This is a genomic window from Streptomyces sp. KMM 9044, assembly GCF_024701375.2.
In the GTDB taxonomy this organism is placed as follows: domain Bacteria; phylum Actinomycetota; class Actinomycetes; order Streptomycetales; family Streptomycetaceae; genus Streptomyces.
Map to the genome: position 1 here is coordinate 3885450 of NZ_CP113910.1, position 18520 is coordinate 3903969.

10 protein-coding genes, 1 tRNA gene, 1 other RNA gene and 2 pseudogenes are annotated in these 18520 nt (G+C 71.8%); 7 read left to right on the forward strand and 7 right to left on the reverse strand.

The window, feature by feature from the left end; all coding sequences use genetic code 11:
- Positions 1 to 517: 517 nt before the first annotated feature.
- Complete coding sequence (locus HUV60_RS17535) at positions 518 to 2980, reverse strand: tetratricopeptide repeat protein (protein WP_257850368.1); 2463 nt, start codon at positions 2978 to 2980, stop codon at positions 518 to 520.
- A 229-nt stretch (positions 2981 to 3209) separates the two neighbouring features.
- Here HUV60_RS17535 and HUV60_RS17540 point away from each other — a divergent pair, with 229 nt between their 5' ends.
- On the forward strand, positions 3210 to 6356 hold the full coding sequence (locus HUV60_RS17540; protein ID WP_257850367.1) for an AfsR/SARP family transcriptional regulator: 3147 nt from the start codon (positions 3210 to 3212) through the stop codon (positions 6354 to 6356).
- A gap of 594 nt (positions 6357 to 6950) precedes the next feature.
- Positions 6951 to 7370, forward strand: coding sequence for a hypothetical protein (locus HUV60_RS17545; RefSeq protein ID WP_257850366.1), 420 nt, complete (start codon positions 6951 to 6953; stop codon positions 7368 to 7370).
- Between the two features lie 42 nt (positions 7371 to 7412).
- Here HUV60_RS17545 and HUV60_RS17550 read toward each other — a convergent pair.
- Positions 7413 to 7994 (reverse strand): annotated as a pseudogene (locus HUV60_RS17550) (LysR family substrate-binding domain-containing protein); the annotation flags it as partial.
- Positions 7995 to 8028: 34 nt separating this feature from the next.
- On the opposite strand from HUV60_RS17550, the pseudogene HUV60_RS17555 reads away from it, so the two are divergent.
- Positions 8029 to 8989, forward strand: a pseudogene (locus HUV60_RS17555) (MBL fold metallo-hydrolase).
- A 4-nt stretch (positions 8990 to 8993) separates the two neighbouring features.
- On the opposite strand, the gene HUV60_RS17560 reads toward HUV60_RS17555, so the two are convergent.
- The 4 genes from HUV60_RS17560 to HUV60_RS17575 form a co-directional block, all read right to left on the reverse strand.
- The gene (locus tag HUV60_RS17560; RefSeq protein WP_257850365.1) at positions 8994 to 10541 is read right to left on the reverse strand and encodes a DEAD/DEAH box helicase; all 1548 of its coding nucleotides are present in this window, start codon (positions 10539 to 10541) and stop codon (positions 8994 to 8996) included.
- 327 nt (positions 10542 to 10868) lie between these two features.
- Entirely contained in the window at positions 10869 to 11072 is a 204-nt protein-coding gene (locus HUV60_RS17565; protein ID WP_042163016.1) for a cold-shock protein, read from the reverse strand.
- Between the two features lie 368 nt (positions 11073 to 11440).
- Positions 11441 to 11911: an ArsI/CadI family heavy metal resistance metalloenzyme gene (locus HUV60_RS17570; protein ID WP_257850364.1), complete on the reverse strand. Its 471-nt coding sequence runs from the start codon at positions 11909 to 11911 to the stop codon at positions 11441 to 11443.
- A 41-nt stretch (positions 11912 to 11952) separates the two neighbouring features.
- Complete coding sequence (locus HUV60_RS17575; protein WP_257850363.1) at positions 11953 to 13365, reverse strand: NAD(P)-binding domain-containing protein; 1413 nt, start codon at positions 13363 to 13365, stop codon at positions 11953 to 11955.
- 141 nt (positions 13366 to 13506) lie between these two features.
- On the opposite strand from HUV60_RS17575, the gene HUV60_RS17580 reads away from it, so the two are divergent.
- Complete coding sequence (locus tag HUV60_RS17580) at positions 13507 to 13884, forward strand: ArsR/SmtB family transcription factor (RefSeq protein WP_257850362.1); 378 nt, start codon at positions 13507 to 13509, stop codon at positions 13882 to 13884.
- 458 nt (positions 13885 to 14342) lie between these two features.
- Here HUV60_RS17580 and HUV60_RS17585 read toward each other — a convergent pair.
- Positions 14343 to 14430 (reverse strand) — tRNA-Ser (locus tag HUV60_RS17585).
- A 72-nt stretch (positions 14431 to 14502) separates the two neighbouring features.
- Between HUV60_RS17585 and ffs the strand changes: the two genes are divergently transcribed.
- From ffs to purD, 3 genes are all read left to right on the forward strand, one after another.
- Positions 14503 to 14601: signal recognition particle sRNA small type (gene ffs / locus HUV60_RS17590), an RNA gene on the forward strand.
- A 73-nt stretch (positions 14602 to 14674) separates the two neighbouring features.
- Positions 14675 to 17008, forward strand: a complete 2334-nt coding sequence (locus HUV60_RS17595; protein WP_257850361.1) for a DNA polymerase III subunit gamma and tau — start codon at positions 14675 to 14677, stop codon at positions 17006 to 17008.
- 160 nt (positions 17009 to 17168) lie between these two features.
- Positions 17169 to 18458, forward strand: coding sequence for a phosphoribosylamine--glycine ligase (gene purD / locus HUV60_RS17600; RefSeq protein WP_257850360.1), 1290 nt, complete (start codon positions 17169 to 17171; stop codon positions 18456 to 18458).
- Positions 18459 to 18520 lie beyond the last annotated feature (62 nt).

Here is an 18520-nt window from a genome sequence, read left to right on the forward strand (position 1 = left end):
CGATTTTTTGGTCCCCGTGGTTTCGGGCCACTGGCTCCCGAGCCCGCACGCGTATCCGCATCTGCCGCATCTGCCGCATCTGCCGGGCCGGGGTGCGGCGTGCGACGTGCATCTGCGGGCCGACCCCGACGCTCCGTGCGCGGCGGGTCTGGCGGAGTGCGCCGATGTGCTCGTGAGCCCGACGCCGCTGCCTGGGGCGGCGGCCCGCCAACGTGTGAGCCACTTGCTCGTCCGCCATCCGGGGTGCCTCGTCGCCGCCGTGCCCGACGGCGACGGGGGCTGTGTGATCGGCGTACGGGACGTGGCCGGCAGTGTGGGGCATGCGCGGCAGGGGGCAGAAGCGGGAGCGGAGTGGGGTCCGGCGTCGGAAGTGGGCTGCTTTCCCGCCCCGCCGCATGTCGCCGCGTCGGCCGTGCACGCCTGGTCCGCGGCGGGAGGGTCGCTGCGGGCCCTGCGCTCCGTGCGGCCGTACGGAGCCCGTTGACCGTCCGGGCGGAACACACCGGCTGCGGCACGGTCACAGGTGCCGCAGCCGGGCTTCGACGCGTTCGGCGTCCCCGGGGCTCACTCGCCGGAAGAGGTCGCGGGCGGCCTCGTAACAGAGGTCTGCTTCCTCCGTGTCGCCCCGGGACTCCGCGGCCCGGCCGAGCCATTCCAGGGAGCGCCCCTCCCAGTGCCGGGACCGGGTGCCGCCCGCACGGAACCTCGCCAGTGCCTCGCGCAGTCGCCGGGTGCCTTCGTCCTGGTTCCGGCCCTCGACCAGGACATGGCCGAGGAGCGCCAGTGCACGAGTCGCCTCGTAGTCCTCTTCCAGAGACTCCAGCTCGGTGTACGCCTGTCTCAGATGCCCGGCGGCCGCGCCGAAGGCGTTGCCCGCCAGGGCGGTTTCACCGAGACGCATGCGGGAGAGCGCGGCTCCCCGCCGGTAGCCGATCGACTCCCGCAGCCGCAGTGCGTGTTCGAAGTGCGCCTGTGCCTCTTCGAGCCGCTCGGTCAGCAGGCCGATGTGCCCGAGCCCGTTGACGGCCTGGGCCTGTTGCCGTAGGTCACCGTCCGCGGTGGCGTGATCGAGCGCCTGCCGGTACCAGTCGGCCGCTTCGTCGTACTGCCCGGCGTCGCGCAGGCCGATCGCGCCGGAGGTCAGCATGCGGCCCTCGCCTTGCCTGGACCCGCTCCGGCGTGCCGCGTCGAGGCCGAGGCGGTGCGCCTCGATCCACATCTCGGAGGGCCGCAGCCGCAGGAAGAGCGGCCATGCCCGGTCCGTCAACCGCCAGCAGGAGGTGTCCCACCCCACTCGGGCGCAGTGCCGTACGGCGCCCATCAGACTGCCTCGATGCGTGTCGAGCCAGGCCAGTGCTTCCTCCGGGCCGGCGAGCGGAGTAGGGGCGACGGCCCGCTCGGCGTCGGGAGCTCCGTCCGGATGCGCCATGCGGTGGCTGGGGGTGAGCATGCCCTCCGCGACGGTCGCGGTGGCGAGGCACCAGTCCACGAACCGGCGCAGCGTGCGTCCACGCCGCCCGGTGTTCTCCGCCTCTTCCTCCTCGCCGAGGCGACGGGCATGCGGGCGGACCAGGTCGTGGAAGCGGTACGTTCCCGGGCGAGTCTCCTCCAGGAGACTCGCCTCCACGAGGGCGTCGACGGCCGCGCCGGCGGTGATCGCGTCGTCGGCGACCGCGGTCAGCATGAAGTGGTCGTAGCGGTCCGTGGGCAGCAGTCCCATCCGCCGGTAGAGTGTCGCGCCGTCGTCGGGCAGCAGGCCGTACGAGGTGTCCAACGCCGTACGCATCACGGGTTCTCCCTCGATGTGCAGCGCGTCGAGTGGTCCCTCGCCCCGGGCAAGGCTCTCGGCGAGGGCGGACACGGAACGGTGGGGGCGGACGGCGAGCTGGGCGGATGCCAGGGCGACGGCGAGCGGCAACCGTCCGCACAGCGTCACCACGTCGCGCGCGGCGGCGGGCTCGTGCGCGACGCGCCGGCCACCGCCGAGGGCGAGGAGTTCGACGGCCGACTCCGGTGGGAGGGCGTCCAGGTGGTGTACGGCCGCACCGTCGACGCGCAGTCCGGTGAGGTGGCTTCTGGCGGTCACCACGGTGAGCCCGGCGGGTGAACCGAGCAGGAGAGGGCGCACCTGGGCCGCCGTGAAGGCGTTGTCCAGGAAGACGGCCAGTCTCAGTCCCGAGGTCACCGAACGCCACAGCGCCGACCGCTGTGTGGTGGTGGCAGGGACCGAGCGGGCCCCGAGGGCGAAGAGGAACCCCTCCAGGACGGTGGCGGGTGCGAGGGGACCGGGGTCTTTGTCGTCGGCGTGCCCACCCAGGTCGGCGTACAGGTGGCCGTCGGGAAATCGGCTCTCGTGCTGGTGCAGCCAGCGCGAGACGAGGGCGGTCTTTCCGACACCGGCGAATCCGCTGACCACCACGAGGGGGGAGGCATGCGGGGAACGCCGGGCCAGCAGGTCGTCCAGGGCACGCCTGTCGTCCTCGCGGTCCAGGAAGTGCCTGTTCGACGGAGGCAGCTGCCGTGGGACGGGCAGCGGTTGACGGGAGGCAGCGGCCGGTCCGGGAGTCTGGTGGATGTGGACACCGCCGTGGATGTCCCGGGCCTGCACGCTCGGGCCGTGCAGTACGGCCGTCCCGCCGATGACGTTGGCGGGACCGGAACCGGCCGGGGCGGGAGGGTGGCGTCGTAACCAGTCCGTCAGAGCCCTTTCCGTGTCGGGGTCACGCGAAGCCAGGTCGTCCAGCCGCGCGGCCAGTCGCTGCAGCACCGTGGGAGCCGTGTCCGGCGCCACCAGGGACCAGAGCAGGGCCACGGTCTGATCCGATGCCGGAGCCACGGTCCGTCCCCTCGCTCGCTCCGCCCGGACCGCGGCTCGTACGGCGTGGGTCAGTTCGCGCCATGCCGGTGTCTCCCGGTCGGCCGCGCACGCGGCCATGGCCGACGACAGCGCCGCCGCTCTGCCGGACTGGGGGACTGGCATGTGGGTGGCTCCTTCCGCCGCCGGATGAGCGCCTCTTCGGCGTATGCACGGCGGCGTTGTGCGCCGCGGTGTGCTGAAGAACCCCTCCCCACTCCGGGGAGTGACTGAACAAGGCCATGGCGCAGTCGTTCAATTCTGGACATATAAGGTCACCAGGCGGTCTCTTTCGGTGAGCCCATGACACCCTTGAAGTCCGGCAGGGGGAGGCGGTACCGGCGGGAGGGCGCTGGTGAAGATCTCGGTTCGACTCTCGGGACCGGTCGAAGTGCGGGCCGCCGGCCGAAGCAGTGATCTCGGTTCCACCAAGACCCGCCTCGCCCTGGCCGTCCTCGCCTGGGACGCCGGCCGGACCGTGGGCGTCGACACCCTGATCCGCCGGATCTGGGGCGAGGATCCGCCGGTCAAGGCCAGGGAGGCCCTGCACGCCCATGTGTCGCGCATCCGCAGGGCCCTGCGGATCATGGGTACGGACGCTCCTGAGATCGTCAGCCGTACCAACTCCTATGTCCTGAACATCGACCCGGGGTGTGTGGACCTGCGCCGCTACACGAGCTGCGTCGACCGGGCCCGTTCCCTGACCGGCGCCGACGACGAGGAGGCCCTGCGCCTCCTCGACCGGGCGGACGAACTCTGGCGCGGGGAACCTCTCGCCGGGATCGTGGCTCCCTGGGCCGGACAGCTGCGTGCCGCCCTAGGGGAGAAGAACCTGGCCGCGGCCAAGACCCGGGCCGAGATACTCGCCAGGGCAGGCAGGTTCGCCGAGGCGGCGCAGGTACTGCTGCCCCTGGCCGGGGAACACCCGGTCGACGAGGCTCTGGTCGAGCAGCTGGCGCTCGCGCTCCACGGCAGCAGCCGCACGGCCGAGGCGACGAGACTGCTGCAGCGGACACGGCAACGGGTCGTCCGCGACATCGGCATCGACGCAGGACGCCGGCTGCACCGGGTCCAGCAGGGAATTCTGGCCGGGGCCCCGGCGGCGGCGCTGCTGGAGCACACCGGAACCGGCGGGCACGTCCCGCCCCGTCCGGACGGCAGTCCTCCTGCCGCGCCCGCGGCCTCCGCCCCTGCCCTCGCTCCCACGCCGGACAATCTGCCGCGCGACGTCCCCTGGGTCGGGCGGCGCGACGAGCTGCAGCGGTTCACCTCCGCCCTCCGGGAGGGAAGCGGTACACCGGGCGCGGTGGTCACCGTTGAGGCGATCGACGGAATGGGGGGCGTCGGCAAGACGGCGCTTGCCGTCCACGCGGCGCACGCACTACGAGACCGGTTTCCGGACGGGCGCCTCTTCCTGAACCTCGGCGGACATGCCGTGGACCGGTCCGCACTGGCCCCCGAGCGTGCGCTGGCCGAACTCCTGCGCCTGATCGGCATGGACGCCAAGGAACTCCCGCAGAGCCTCGACGAACTGGTCGCGCTCTGGCGCACCAGGGTGCGGGAGCGCCGCATGATGGTGATCCTGGACGACGCGGCCGGTGCCGCGCAGGTACGGCCGCTCCTTCCCGGGGCGTCCCCGACGGCGGTCGTCGTGACCAGCCGACACCGCCTCCCCGGGCTTCCGGGCGTACGACCGGTGTCCCTGGACGTGCTGCCGCGCGGCGACGCGGTCGCCCTCTTCGAACAGCGGCTCGGCGAGCGACGCGACACCCGGACGTCCGACATCGAGGAGATCGTCCGTATCTGCGGCCGATTACCCCTGGCGATCGAGATCGCCGCGAGCCGCCTTCTCGCCCGTCCTTCATGGAGTACGTCCGACCTGCTCGGACAGTTGACCGGTGGCAGCGGGGACGGACGGCTGTCCGAGATCCGTGACGGTGAACGGTCGATCACGCACGTGTTCGCGCTCTCGTACCGTTCGCTGGACTCCTTGCAGCGGCTGGGGTTCCGCAGGGCCGGCCTGCACTTCGGGGCGGAGTTCGGGCCGTACGCGGTGGCGGCGCTGACCGGTCTCACCGTCGACGTGGCCGAGCGCATCCTGGAGGAACTCCTCACCCGCCACCTCGTTTCCGAGCCTTCCCCGCACCGTTTCGCCATGCATGATCTTCTTCGGGTGTTCACGCGATCACTGTCCGGGACCGAATCGGACATGGATACGGAGGCTGATTCCCGGGAAGCGGTACGTGCTCTGGTGGATCACTATGTGCGCGTCGCGGACCGTGCCGACCGACTGGCCTATCCGTACCGCTCCCGCATCGGCATGGACACCATCGGTGTTTCTGTCACGCAGGGGCCGCAGATATCCACTCCCCATGCGGCCGAGCAATGGCTGATCACCGAGAGCGCCAATCTGCTGGACGCGCTGGACTGGACGCGTCAATACGGTTCCGAACATCAACTGGCTCAGACAGTGCACGTATTGGCAGGGTTTCTCGACATGGAGGGGTACCTCTCCCTGGCCGAACCGTTGTTGCGCCGGGCCGTCACGCACTGGAAGGCGGTCGGTGACGATCCGGCGCGGGCGCGGGCCCTGCTCGACCTCGGCGTCGTGCACACGCACGGAGGCCGGTCCGGGGAGGCCCTGGAGGCGGCCCGCGAGGCGCTGGGCGTGGCACGCGCCCTCCAGGACCCCGAACTCGAGGGTGAGTGCGTGCGCCAGCTGGCGATGCCGTTGTGGCAGACGGGGCAGTACGGGCTGGCGCAGTCCCTGTTGAAGAGGACTCTTCCTTTTCAGTTGAAAATAGGAAACCTTTTGCATGTGGCGCGCAGTCATAATCTCCTGGGCATCACCGAGCTCCACATGGGACAGAATCGGGAAGCGATGGAATCTTTCCGGTCCGCCCTTTCCGGTTTCGCCGGCGTCGGAGACGACCGGGGGAGATATCGCACGCTGAATAATATAGGGGAACTGCAGCAGAGAATGGGTGATCCAGAAGCCGCGGAGAGAACCTACCGAGAGGCGATAAGCGTGGCTGCGGGGATGGGGAGCAAGGGGGATCACGCCACGCTCCACATGAATCTGGCGAGCGTTCTGACCATTCTCGGGGAGGAAAGGAGATCTCCTGCCCTCGCCGAAGAGGCCCTCGCGCTCTACGAAAGCGCCCTGCGGGTGCTGCGGAGCATAGGAGACCTGCGGGGAGAGGCGATCGCTCTCAGTGGAACGGGTGCGGCCCATCGCGCGGCCGGTCGCCCCGAGCGGGCCCTGCCCGCGCATGTCGCCGCTCTCGCCTTGGCGCGCCGGGTGCAAGCCGCACGTGAAGAAGCCGACATCCTCTACGACTTGGCGCTGGCGGAGCAGGACCTGGGGGACCTGGCACGGGCCGTCGGCCACCTGGAGGACAGTCTGTCGGTCGGCCGTGGCATCGGTGCCCGTGCCGAGGAGGAGCGCGCGTCGCGCGCGCTGGGGCAGGCGCGCCGCCGGCTCGGCGCCCGCGGAGCGTAGTCTGCCGCCATTGCCGGTTGCGGGCCAGAGGGAAGTCGCCCATTGGGCGCGGCCCGCCGGGCACGGAGCGACCGCGCCACGGACGCTGTGACAGTGAGCCGAATTGCGCGAGAGCGGGAATCCGGCTATGAATATCCGGCGCAGTGATGGCGGTGACTCCGGCAAGAGGTCGCACGGCTGCGGAAACACGGCACGACAGGGTGCGGCGGGGGCCACCCTCACTCCAGAAACTTTACGGCCAAAGGGGAAAAGAGTAAGTGTTTCACGTGCAAGATGAAAACGGCCCCGGCGGACCCCGCAGGCGTAAGCGCGCCACGTTCCGTCTGTATGTTGCTTTCGCAACAACATTCGTCTGTATGGGGTACGTTGTGCTGAGGGACACGGTGGGGCCCGTGACGGCCGGCTGACCGCCGGGCGAGGTGCCGGTCCGCGAACCTGCGACCCGGCACCGGCACACGGGGGCGCGCACCCGTACGCGCCTCCGTGGGCGGGGCGAGCGTTCAGGACATTGCCTGAATGGTGCTTGTGTGCGGGGAAGGGCGGCGCTTTGACTGCTTCCCATGTCGCCTGGGAGTGGAAGGGGTTGAGGTCGCCGTGGATCCGATCTCCGTGGGACTGCTGGTCGCCCTCGCGACCGGAGCGGCCGGTGAGGCGGGAAGGCAGCTGTGGACGGGGTTGACGGACCTGGTGGGAAGAGGGTGTGAGGCCGACGACGCCGAAGAGGGCGGCATCGTCCCCACGGCGACGGGCGAGGCCGAGCTTGCCTTGTTCACCCGGGATCCGCAGGACCCCGGACGGGCTCGCTCCCTGCGGGACGCCCTCGCGCTCCGCGCCGAGCACGACCCCGCCTTCCGGGGCTCGTTGGCGCAATGGCACCAGCAGGCGCAAGCTCTGCGGACGGGGGACGGTGGGACGGTCAACACCATCAGCGGCGGCACGGTGAACGGCCCGGTGCTGCAGGGACGTGACTTCTCGGGAATCGACTTCGACGGGTGGGGCGGACCCCGACCGTGACCGGCCGACGGCACGTGGAGACGTGCCGCACGGTCGACACGGTCAGCCGTACACCACCGACCACGGCCGCGGGGAGCCGTCCGGTGGCCGTGGGGCGGGGGAGCGGCGGGTGGCCGCGGTGTGGTCGCGGGCCAGGACGTCGGCCGCGAGGCCGGCGAAGCGGCCGGCGGCCGGGTGTGCTCCGCGGCCGGTGGGCCAGGCGCCGCCGACGCGCTGGGTGAGGGGCCGGCCGGCCAGGGGCCGCCAGGCGACGCGGGGTTCCTTGCGGGCCACCGGACCCTGGTCGAAGGCGACACCGTGCCCCGCCGTCACCAGCGTGAGCAGGAACTCGGGGTTCGACGCGTGCCGGACCCGGCCGGGTACGAAGCCCTCCGCGCGGCACACCTCGAGGATCCGGTCGTACCAGCCGGGCGCCTGTGCTCGGGGGAAGAGCACCAGGTCGTGCCCGGAGAGCTCGCCGAGTGCCACTTCCGGCAGCCGGGCCAGCGGTGACGTACGCGGCAGGACGGCCCCCAGGTCCAGCGAGACCTCGGGGCCGAGCCGCAGTTCGGTCGCGTCGACCGGATGGTGCACGAGTCCGACGTCCAGCCCGCCGGAGGAGAGCAGCCGTACCTGCTCCTCGAAGGAAACACGTTTCGCGGGCCTCGACCGTCGTACGGTGCTGCGCGGTGCCGCACTCGGCGCGACCGCTCCCCTGATCCCGGCCGCGACCGCCACCGCCGCCACGGTTACCCCTGCCACGGCTGTCACCGCCGGCGCGGCATCCTTCCGCTGGCTCGGCACGGCCGGCTGGCGCATCGACGTCGGTGACCGGACCGTGCTCTTCGATCCGTACCTCACCCGTTTCCCCACGGGCCTCTTCGACGGCGCCTTCGACCCGGGGACCCGCCTGCGGACCCTGCCGGAGGTCGTCGACGCGCACATCGGCCGCCCCGAACTCGTCCTGGTCAGCCACTCCCACGGGGACCACCTCGGCGACGTGCCGTACATCGCCCGGACCACCGGCGCCCACGTCGTCGGCGCCGAGACCACATACCACCTGCTGGTCGCCCTGGGAGTCGACGCGGGGCAGATCTCCGTGGTGAAGGGCGGCGAGCTGCTGGACTTCGGCGGGATCGTCGTCGAGGTCGTGCCGAGCCTGCACAGCCGCAACGAGAAGTGCGCCTACTTCGCCCCCGGCACGCTGGACTCCCGCCCCGCGAAGGCCCCGAGAACCATCTCGGACCTGCCGGAGGGCGACACCCTCGCCTTCCGGGTGACCGCGGGCCGGGGCGGCCCGTCGGCTTTCCTCATGGGTGCCAGCGACTTCTGCGAGCGGGCGGTGCGGGGGCTGCGTCCCGACCTCGCGAGGGTGGCCGTGCCCGCGGGCACGGCCACCCACCAGTACGTACCCCGGTGGATGCGGGCGCTGGACGGCCCCGGTGCCGTCGTCCCCGTCCACTGGGACAACTTCGAGGTGCCGCTGAGCGGTTCCCCCGTACGCGATCCTGCGATGAACCTGGACGGCCCTCCTCACGCAGGTCGCCCAGGCGTCCCCCACGACCCGCACCGTCGTCCCGGACTACCGCACGGTGTACGACGCCGACCTGCGCGGCACCGCCCCGGCGCCCTCCCGGTGATCCTTCAGCGGCCGCTCTTCCTCTTGCCGGCCGCGTTGCCGGCCGCGCTGCGGCGGGCCGTCTGCCCGGGGCGGCGGCTGCGCCGGCTCCGGGACGGGGAACCCGTGCGGGCGGGCTGGTTCTGGGCGGGCGGCGGAGTGAGGACGACGGGCACGCCCGACGGAGCCTGGGCCCCGGTGATGCGGTTCAGTTCGTCCTCGCCCGGACGTACCCGGGTGGTCTGCGGGGTGATGCCGGCGTCGGCCATCAGGCGGCTCATCTCCCGGCGCTGGTGCGGCAGGACCAGTGTGACGACGGTGCCGGACTCCCCGGCGCGGGCGGTGCGTCCGCCGCGGTGCAGGTAGTCCTTGTGGTCGCTGGGCGGGTCGACGTTGACGACGAGGTCCAGGTTGTCCACGTGGATGCCGCGGGCCGCGACGTTGGTGGCCACCAGGACCGTGACGTGGCCGTCCTTGAACTGGGTCAGGGTCCGGGTCCGCTGGGACTGGGACTTCCCGCCGTGCAGGGCCGAGGCCCGCACACCGACGGCCAGGAGCTTCTTGGCCAGCCGGTCGGCGGCGTGCTTGGTGTCCAGGAACATGATCACGCGTCCGTCGCGGGCGGCGATCTCCGTCGCGGTGGCGTGCTTGTCGTCATCGTCCACGTGCAGCAGGTGGTGATCCATCGTGGTGACCGCGCCCGCGGACGGGTCGACGGAGTGGACGACGGGGTCGTGGAGGTAGGTGCGCACCAGGCGGTCGACGTTGCGGTCCAGCGTGGCGGAGAACAGCATGCGCTGGCCGCCGGGGCGCACCCGGTCGAGCAGGGCGGTCACCTGCGGCATGAAGCCCATGTCGGCCATCTGGTCGGCCTCGTCCAGGACGGTGATGGCGACCTGGTCCAGGCGGCAGTCGTCCCGGTCTATGAGGTCCTTGAGCCGGCCGGGCGTCGCGACGACGACCTCCGCACCGCCGCGCAGGGCGCTCACCTGACGGCCGATCGACACGCCGCCGACCACCGTGGCGATCCGCAGGCGCAGCGCGCGAGCGTAGGGGGTGAGAGCGTCGGTGACCTGCTGGGCCAGCTCCCGGGTGGGAACGAGGACGAGCGCCAGCGGGTACCGGGGCTCGGCCCGCTGCCCGCCGGTGCGCGCCAGCATCGCCAGGCCGAAGGCGAGCGTCTTGCCCGAGCCGGTACGCCCGCGGCCCAGTACGTCCCGGCCGGCCAGCGAGTTCGGCAGCGTCGCGGCCTGGATCGGGAACGGGGTGGTCATACCCTCGGTGTTCAGGGCGGTCAACAGCTGCTCGGGCATGTCGAGTTCGGTGAACGTCCCGACCGGCGGCAACGCCGGGGTGAGAGTGACCGGCGGCGCGAACTCCCCGCCGGACGCGGCGGGACGACCTCCGCGTCCGCCCTTGGCTCCGCCGCGGGACGGAGCGCCCTGGCGGCCACCCGCCCCCTGGGAACGGAAGCGGCCGCCCCGGCCGGAACCCGCGGCCTTGTCCGTACGGGACCGGGACGAGCCGGAGTTGCCGGTGCCGTTGTTCGAACGAGCTGTGTGGTTGCGGTTCATGCGGAACCTTCCTCGATGCGGCACGTATCGAGGAATTCCTCCCGACGGCGAGGTACTGGCCGCATGAGAATTCGCAAGAATGAGCCGAAAAACGGTGGATCAGTGCATCACGGCATCGGTGGGTCGGCGGACGCCGACCGGTGGACGCAGCGGAGCAGCGGCAGGCAGCCGCGTGTTGCGGGCCGCGAGCACGGGTACGGCGTCGGCTTCGTTGCCGGGCCGGGGAACGCAGTGGGCCGGGGCCCCGCGCCAAGGGGTGCGGGGTCCCGGCCACGCACTGCGTGTCGGCTTCGGCGTCGGACGCCGAAGCCGGTGTCAGCGTACGGGTCAGGCGGGAACGATGTTCTCGGCCTGCGGGCCCTTCTGGCCCTGCGTGACGTCGAAGGTAACCTTCTGGCCTTCCTGAAGCTCACGGAAACCGGAGCTGGCGATGTTCGAGTAGTGGGCGAAAACGTCGGGGCCGCCGCCGTCCTGCTCGATGAAGCCGAAGCCCTTTTCCGAGTTGAACCACTTCACGGTGCCAGATGCCATGCTGAATCTCCTTGAGGGCAGTGCCCGGGACCCACACCTTGTGGGACCCGTCGTCGCAACAATGATTCGCCCGGCCGTAATCCTCCCGGAGAGCCGCGAAGCCCTCAGGGCACGAAAAAGAGTGCTCGTCGACGGAAGGTCGGAAGAGCACTCACAAGCCTCTGTAACCAAAACTGCAACTCTTCACGGTAACACAGGTGGGAAACCGGTCCGCTCGTCCGTCGGCTGGGGCCCGCGGGGTTCCCGAGCCCGGCGGGCGGCTCGTCACCCCGCATGCTGCTCGCCGCTACCGCGACCTGCCGCAGGACGCGGGCTTCGGAGAGATGGCCGGCCGGGCGCGTACAGGAGCAGCAGCGGCTTGTGCGGAGTCAGCAGCAGCCGCCCGCGTCGGACGGCTTTGTCGCAGCGACGGTGACGTCGGCTTCTGCGGGGCCGGTGCAGCAGGTGCTGCCCTGCTGCTTGGCCAGGGAGCCGGCGTCGGCCCTGACGACGTACACCTCCCAGGGTTCCCCGCCGGGGCCGTGCACCCAGACCTTGTCCTGGAGGGCGTAGCAGCACGTGGTGTCGTTCTCCACGTCCGTGGTCAGGCCGGCCTCACCCAGCCGGGCGGTGGCGGCGTGGACGGCCCCTGTGCTGTCGACCTCGACGCCGAGGTGGTCCATACGCGTCACCTCGCCCGGCGCGCCTTCGATCAGGACGAGCTTGAGCGGGGGCTCGGTGACGGCGAAGTTGGCGTAGCCGTCCCGGAGTTTGGCGGGCTCGGTACCGAACAGCCTGCTGTAGAAGGCGACGGACGCGTCGAGATCCGGGACACGGAGAGCGAGTTGCACTCGGGACATGGCGTACCTCCTGGCGGAATCGGAAGGGGCGGGCCGGCGGTTCAGCAGCCGCCGGAGGAGGCCGGGGCGCCGACGCCGATCTGCAGGGGTGCGGGGGCCGCACAGCAGCCTCCTGCCTCGCCGCCCTCGCCGCCCTCGCCGGTCCGGGCGGCGTCGGGGTCGTCGAACAGGCCTGCGCCGCCGCACACTCCGGTCTCCGGCAGGGTCAGTTCCACGCGCTCGGCGGCCTCGCGGTCACCGGCGATGGCCGCGGTGACGGAGCGGACCTGCTCGTATCCGGTCATCGCCAGGAAGGTCGGGGCGCGGCCGTAGGACTTCATCCCGACCAGGTGGACGCCCTGTTCCGGGTGGGACAACTCGTTCACGCCGTGCGGGTAGACGGTGCCGCAGGAGTGGACGTTGGGGTCGATGAGCGGAGCGAGGGCGGTCGGGGCCTGGAGGCGTTCGTCGAGGCCGAGGCGGAGTTCGGAGAGGAAGGACAGGTCCGGCCGGAAACCGGTCAGGACGATGATCTCGTCGACGGGGCCGAGACGGCGGCCGTCCTCGGCGACCAGGACCAGCCGCCCGTCGCTGCCGATGTCACCCTCGCGCTCGACGGACTCGGTGCGGAAGCCGGTGGCCGCGCTCGCGTATCCGTTCTCGACCGCCGCCGCGGCGCGCAGGCCGAGTGCGCCGCGGGCGGGCAGTTGGTCGGCCTCGCCGCCGCCGTACGTGGAGCCGGTGATCCCGCGCCGCAGGACCCACACCGCGTGCGTGCCCGGCTCGTCCCCGGCCAGGTCCGCGAGGTGGGCCAGGGCGGTGAAGGCGGAGGCGCCGGAGCCGACGACCGCGGTGCGCCTGCCCGCGTAACGCGCGCGGACGGCGGGGTCGGTGAGGTCGGGGACACGGTAGGAGACGCGGTCGGCCGCCGACTTCTCACCGAGGGCGGGCAGGCCGTCGGCGCCCATCGGACCGGGGGTGGACCAGGTGCCGGAAGCGTCGATGACGGCGCGGGCGGTGATCCGCTCCTCCCGGCCCCCCGCGGACCGGATGTGTACGGTGAAGGGCTGCTCGTCCCGGCCCGAGTCGACGATGCGGTCGCGCCCCGCGCGGGCCACGCCGGTCACGGTCGCACCGTAGCGCACCTTGTCGCCGAGGACGTCGGCGAGCGGCTGGAGGTACTGCTCGGCCCAGTCGCCGCCGGTGGGGTAGGCGGTGCCGTCGGGACGGGCCCAGCCGGTCGGGGCGAGCAGCTTCTCGGCGGCGGGGTCGGTGACCTCTGCCCAGGGGGAGAACAGGCGCACGTGTGCCCACCCGCGGACGGCGGTGCCGGCCGACGGCCCGGCTTCCAGCACCAGCGGTTCGATGTCCCGCTCGACGAGGTGGGCAGCGGCGGCCAGGCCGACGGGGCCGGCTCCGACGACCACGACGGGCAGCCGCCCGGCGGCGGGCACGCTGTTGATGGACACGGCCATGGGGTTCCCCTTTGCTTCGACATGTGTCGATGGCTTGCACGGCCAGCATGACACTGGATTCGACAAGCGTCAACATAGACGTTTATCGAATCCATGTCGCTCGCTCTCGCCCCCTGCTTCGGCGTATGTCAACATAGATGTATGTCGAATGCGAAGGTGCTGCCGCTGCTGGAACCCGTCGACGGCCAAGTGGCGGTACCGTGCTGCCCGCCGCTCGCCGAGCGCCCGTTCACCGCGGAGGAGGCGGAGACGGCCGCCCGGATGTTCAAGGCCCTGGGCGATCCGGTCCGGCTGCGGCTGTTCTCGGCGGTGGCCTCGCACGAGGGCGGCGAGGCGTGCGTGTGCGACATCTCCGACGTCGGAGTCTCCCAGCCCACCGTCTCCCATCACCTGAAGAAGCTCAAGGAGGCCGGCCTGCTCACCTCCGAACGGCGCGGCACCTGGGTCTACTACCGCGTCGAGCCGTCCGTCCTGGCGGCGATGGGCAACCTGCTGACCCTGGCTCCGACCGCCGCTTGACCGGCGCAGAGCATTTTGGATCTCGTGGAGGGGGCGGCCGATGAGGTTGAACAGGCGGCGGGCCTCCGCGAGGGAGACGCGTATGCCTCGGCGGGGCCGGTCGTGCCCGGCCGGGGCGGGCTCAGCCGGTGCCGGCCGGTCCGTCAGCTCGGGTGCGGAAAGTTGTCCACTTCAGTGGGGGAACTTCACACCGGTCAAGTGCTTGCGCAACCGGTCGATTGCATGGCCTGCGTCACTGGGGACCATGAAGCTGAACCTCCGGGGTGGACGTGGAACCGCTGCTGCCGTGGGCGTGAGCCGTCCTGATGCTATGACGCAGTTGTGCCTGGCCGGGCCGTCTTGGTTGAGGTCCCGCAGCTGGCCGCCCTGCGCAACTGAGACCAAAACTGAGACCACATACGTCGAAGGCCCCCGCAGCAAGCTGCGGGGGCCTTCGACGTATTGCCCGGTGAGAGCAATGGCGGAGGATACGAGATTCGAACTCGTGAGGGGTTGCCCCCAACACGCTTTCCAAGCGTGCGCCCTAGGCCTCTAGGCGAATCCTCCGCCGGGAACATTACATGACCGAGGGTGGTGCTCGCGAACTCGTTCCCACCCCGCGACATGGGGTAGCCTTTGCGCAGCCCCTCACGCGGCGCTATCTGACTGAACTCCCCCAGGGCCGGAAGGCAGCAAGGGTAGGTCGGCTCTGGCGGGTGCGTGGGGGGCGTTCGCGTTCCCGGTGTCCGGATCGTCGGCGCGGGACCGCGGGCGGGGTGGGTTGTCGGCGGGCGCCTATAACCTCGTAGACGTGTCGTCTCTCGCGCTGTACCGCCGTTATCGCCCGGAGTCGTTCGCCGAGGTCATCGGGCAGGAGCATGTCACCGACCCGTTGCAGCAGGCGCTGCGGAACAACCGGGTCAATCACGCGTACCTGTTCAGCGGACCGCGCGGCTGCGGCAAGACGACCAGCGCGCGCATCCTCGCCCGGTGCCTGAACTGCGAGCAGGGACCCACGCCGACGCCGTGCGGTCAGTGCCAGTCCTGTCAGGACCTCGCGCGGGGCGGGCCCGGTTCGATCGACGTCATCGAGATCGACGCCGCGTCCCACGGTGGTGTGGACGACGCCCGTGACCTGCGGGAAAAGGCGTTCTTCGGGCCCGCGGGCAGCCGGTACAAGATCTACATCATCGATGAGGCCCACATGGTCTCCCCGCAGGGCTTCAACGCCCTGCTCAAGGTCGTCGAGGAGCCCCCGGAGCACCTCAAGTTCATCTTCGCGACCACCGAGCCCGAGAAGGTCATCGGGACGATCCGGTCGCGTACCCACCACTATCCGTTCCGGCTGGTGCCGCCCGGGGTCCTGAGGGACTACCTCGGTGAGGTGTGCCGGCGGGAGGAGAGTCCCGTCGAGGACGGGGTGCTGCCTCTCGTCGTGCGGGCCGGCGCCGGGTCCGTGCGTGACTCGATGTCCGTCATGGACCAGCTGCTCGCCAGCTCGGGGCCCGACGGTGTGACGTACGCCATGGCCACCTCCCTGCTCGGATACACGGACGGCTCACTGCTCGACTCCGTGGTCGAGGCCTTCGCCACGGGGGACGGTGCCGCGGCCTTCGAGGTCGTCGACCGTGTGATCGAGGGGGGCAATGACCCACGCCGGTTCGTCACCGACCTGCTCGAGCGGCTCCGGGACCTGGTGATTCTCGCCGCGGTTCCGGACGCCGCCGAGAAGGGGCTCATCGACTGTCCCGCCGATGTCGTCGAGCGGATGCAGGCCCAGGCCGGCGTCTTCGGCGCTGCCGAGCTGAGCCGTGCCGCCGACCTCGTCAACGAGGGGCTCACCGAGATGCGGGGCGCCACCTCGCCCCGGCTCCAGCTCGAGCTGATCTGCGCGCGCGTGCTGCTGCCCGCCGCGTACGGCGACGAGCGGTCGGTCATGGCCCGCCTGGACCGGATCGAGCGGGGCGTGGACTTCTCGGCGGGCGGCGCGGCAGCGGGCGTGCCCGCCATGGGGTATGCGCCCGGGGGCGAGGGGCACGTGGGGGGGCACGGCGGTGGTGTGAGGGCTCCGGTCCCGCCGGCCGCCCAGGAGGGCCCGCCGCAGGCGCCGGTTCCGCCGGGGGGCGGTCCGGCCGCGGCTCGGGCGGCGGTACGGGGGCAGGGAGCGCCGGTACCGACATCGGATCAGCCTCAGTCTCAGCAGCCCGCAACGGCTCCGGCGGCTGCTCCGGCTCCGGCCGCGGCATCGAGCGAGCCTGCGCCGCCCGCGCCCAGTGCGCCCGCTCCCGGCGCCTGGCCCGCCGCCGCATCCGCCGGAAGCGGGCGACGGCCCGGTGGCTGGCCCACGGCTGCCGTGGCGGGAGGAGGGCGGGCTCCGGCCTCTGCGGCCGCCGCTCTGAGTGCCCCCGGCACGCCGGCGGCCGCACCCGCGTCCACGTCCCCGCACCCGCCGGCCTCCGCGCCCCCCGGGGGCGGCGGCGGACTCGACCCACGGACGATCTGGCCGAACATCCTGGAGACGGTCAAGAACCGGCGTCGCTTCACCTGGATCCTGCTCAGCCAGAACGCCCAGGTGACCGGGTTCGACGGGACGACCCTCCGGATCGGCTTCGTGAACTCCGGCGCGCGGGACAACTTCCTGAGCAGTGGCAGCGAGGACGTGCTGCGCCAGGCCCTGGCCGAGCAGTTCCACGTGCAGTGGAAGATCGAGGCCGTGATCGACCCCTCCGGGGGCGGTGCGGCGGCCCCGGCCCCGGGTGGCGGCCTCGGCGGCGGCGGGGGCGGTGCGGGGTACGGTGCCGGAAGCGCGGGCGGCGGGTACGGGGGCGCGGGTGCCGGTGCCGGTCAGCGCCCCGACGCCTCCCAGCAGGCGGCTCCCCCGAACCCTTCGGGCCCCTCTGGTCCGGCTGCCCCGTCGGGTCCTTCCGCCTCCGCGCGGTCGGGCGGCGCCCCGGCAGCCGCCTCCGCACCGGCTCCCGCCGCGGCGCCCCGGCCCTGCGCCCCGGAGCCACCGCCCCCCGTCTCCCCCGAGGACGACGTCCCGGAGGACGACGACCCCGACCTGGACGAGTCCGCCCTCTCCGGGAAGGAACTGATCGTCCGGGAGCTGGGCGCGACAGTGGTCGAGGAGATCACGAACGAGTGAACGAGTGAACGGATGAGCGGATGAGCGGGTGAAGCGGCTCGGCGACTCGGGCCGGGCCCGCCGGTGGCCTTCCGGGCTGGAGGAAACCACGAGCCGGTTCACCCTCGTCCTTCGGAAGCCCGCACAAAGCGAACCCGCCGGATCCCGTTAGGCTGAGCCCGTGAAGGTCCTCGTCATCGGCAGCGGTGCCCGCGAACACGCCCTGTGCCGTTCCCTGTCCCTCGATCCCGACGTCACCGCGCTGTACTGCGCCCCCGGCAACGCCGGTATCGCCGAGGTCGCCGAACTGCACCAGGTCGACGCCCTGGACGGCGCGGCCGTGTCCGCGCTGGCCGCACGGCTCGCCACGGACCTTGTGGTGGTCGGCCCGGAGGCTCCCCTCGCCGCCGGTGTCGCCGACGCCGTGCGTGACGTGGGCATCCCCGCCTTCGGCCCCTCGAAGGAGGCCGCGCAGCTCGAGGGCTCCAAGGCCTTCGCGAAGGACGTCATGGCGGGAGCCGACGTACCCACCGCGCGTTCGTACGTCTGTACGACTCCCGAGGAGGCCGCCGCCGCCCTCGACGCCTTCGGTGCGCCGTACGTCGTCAAGGACGACGGGCTCGCCGCAGGCAAGGGTGTGGTCGTCACCGACGACATCGAGGAGGCCAAGGCACACGCCGGTGCCTGCAAGCGGGTTGTCATCGAGGAGTACCTGGACGGCCCCGAGGTCTCCCTCTTCGCCGTGACCGACGGCGTGACCGTGGTGCCCCTGAGGCCCGCCCAGGACTTCAAGCGCGCGCTGGACGGCGACGCGGGCCCCAACACCGGCGGCATGGGAGCGTACTCCCCGCTGCCGTGGGCCGATCCGAAGCTGGTCGACGAGGTCGTGCAGTCGGTGCTCCAGCCGACCGTCGACGAGTTGCGGCGGCGCGGAACCCCGTTCTCCGGTCTGCTCTACGCCGGTCTCGCGATCACCTCGCGCGGTGTCCGCGTGATCGAGTTCAACGCCCGCTTCGGCGACCCCGAGACGCAGGTCGTGCTGGCCCGTCTGAAGACCCCGCTGGCCGGGGTGCTGATGGCCGCCGCCACCGGCAATCTCGCCGATCTCGAGCCGCTGCGCTGGAGCGACGACGCCGCCGTCACGGTCGTCGTCGCCTCGCACAACTACCCCGGCACCCCGCGCACCGGCGACCCCGTCACCGGCCTGGACGAGGTCGCCGCGCAGGACGCCCCGCACGCGTACGTGCTGCACGCGGGGACGAGGCGCGAGGGCGACACGACCGTCAGCGCGGGCGGTCGGGTGCTGTCCGTCACGGCGACCGGCGAGGACCTCACCGAGGCCCGCGACCGTGCCTACCGCGCGGTCGCCCGCATCCGTCTCGACGGTTCCCAGCACCGTACGGACATCGCCGCGGAAGCGGCCGAGGAGGCGAAGGTCGCCCGGGCGGAGCAGGCGGCACAGGGCGTGTAAGCGTTGCTGTGCAGGCCCGGCGCAGGTCGGCCGGGCATGCGCCGTCGGACCGCGTCACGAAC

Bases quoted from the DNA above. Each gene is read 5' to 3' on its own strand.
- HUV60_RS17560 (WP_257850365.1), bottom strand. From the start codon at position 10,541: ATGAACCGCAACCACACAGCTCGTTCGAACAACGGCACCGGCAACTCC.
- HUV60_RS17575 (WP_257850363.1), bottom strand. From the start codon at position 13,365: ATGGCCGTGTCCATCAACAGCGTGCCCGCCGCCGGGCGGCTGCCCGTC.
- HUV60_RS17565 (WP_042163016.1), bottom strand. From the start codon at position 11,072: ATGGCATCTGGCACCGTGAAGTGGTTCAACTCGGAAAAGGGCTTCGGC.
- HUV60_RS17570 (WP_257850364.1), bottom strand. From the start codon at position 11,911: ATGTCCCGAGTGCAACTCGCTCTCCGTGTCCCGGATCTCGACGCGTCC.
- HUV60_RS17580 (WP_257850362.1), top strand. From the start codon at position 13,507: ATGTCGAATGCGAAGGTGCTGCCGCTGCTGGAACCCGTCGACGGCCAA.
- HUV60_RS17535 (WP_257850368.1), bottom strand. From the start codon at position 2,980: ATGCCAGTCCCCCAGTCCGGCAGAGCGGCGGCGCTGTCGTCGGCCATG.